This is a genomic window from uncultured Campylobacter sp., from assembly GCF_938045595.1.
Classification (GTDB): Bacteria; Campylobacterota; Campylobacteria; order Campylobacterales; family Campylobacteraceae; genus Campylobacter_B.
In genome coordinates, this window is the sequence record NZ_CALIBB010000031.1 from 1 (window position 1) to 1352 (window position 1352).

Genomic DNA, 1352 nt, shown 5'->3' on the forward strand with positions numbered 1-1352 from the left:
TTTTTCCGCCAAATGCGCTGCTTTGAGTTTCGGCACATCCGCCGCCGCCGATAGTGGCTCCGAGCGCGAAAAAGGTCCTCTTAACCTCCTTTTTGCTAGCGCCCAGGCTAAGTAAAAGCGCAATCTCTTGGCGGCGGTTCATCACGGTCATCAGAAGCGAACTTACGATATTTAGGCTCGCGACCAGGATTATTAGCATCAGCACGATAAAAAGAGCGCGCTTTTCAAGCGCAAGGGCGCTGAAAAAATTGCCGTTTTGCTGCCACCAGCCCACGGCATTAGCGCCGCCGGGAAGGCTTTTTTTGATGCGCTCCAGGTCTTTAAACGGATCGTTTGAAAAAACATGCACGCCGTCGAAAGTTCCCTCGTCGTAGCCCAAAATTTTTGCTAGATCGTTTGCGTCTGCGTAGGAATACGCCTTGTCGTAGGCGATCAGCCCCGAGCTGAAGTCCGCGCGCACATCAAAGCGCTTCATCTTGGGTATCAGCGCAAAGCCGCCCGGATCGCTCTTCGTAAAGATCATCGTGATCTTGCCGCCCTCATCTAGCATAAACTCGTCCTTGATCCCGCGCCCTATCATGATGCCGTAGTCCGTTAGATTGGCGTCTTTGGCGCCTGCTGCGACGACGGAGTTGATGCGCTTTTCATCGTTTAAATTTACGCCGAAAATCAGCCCGCCCTCGAGCTTCTCGCCGCTTTTAGCGATGACTTGCGAGCTGATGTAAGGACTAAAGATCAGATCGGGAAAGTCCGCCCGCAGCCCCTCCACGTCGTCCTTTGAAATACCGCCGCGAAAGTGGCTATGGATCGTGATCGGGTAGTTCATCGTAAAGAGCTTGCGCTCAAATTCTTTATCAAAACCGTTCATTATCGCCATCGCGACGATCAGCACCGTAAGCCCCACGCCGACGCCCAAGAACGCAAGCAGCGCCGAAAGCGTAATGAAGGGCTGGGAGCGGTCGAATCTGAGATATTTGAATAATAAATACTTTACCAAAAAGTCGTCCTTGTAAAATTTCACATAAAATTTAGCGTTAAATTTTATGTGAAATTTTAGGTATTTTGGAATTTTAAAATTCCAAAAATAGGTTTTGCGGCGTCAAATATAGAAGTTCTAGCGGGTTTTAAAAATTTAAAATCGCGCCGAAATCTATTTTTATACGCAATAAAATTCGCCCCCAAGAGATATCAGATACGGTAAATCAAACAGATCGTCTTGCCGAGACTTCAGAATTCTAAACTCAAATTCTAAATTTTAAAATTCAAATCATCTAAAATTTTAAAATTTCAATGCCTCAAAATTTTAAAATTTCAGAAATTTAAAACCTTTTGGAATTTTGAAATTCTTAAAA

At 45.7% G+C, this 1352-nt stretch carries 1 protein-coding gene; it reads right to left on the reverse strand.

The genetic code is table 11. The features are described from left to right. Window positions 1-997, reverse strand: a 997-nt coding sequence (locus Q0340_RS01415) for an ABC transporter permease (protein WP_298081856.1), incomplete at its 3' end; no start/stop codon positions are given. Window positions 998-1352 lie beyond the last annotated feature (355 nt).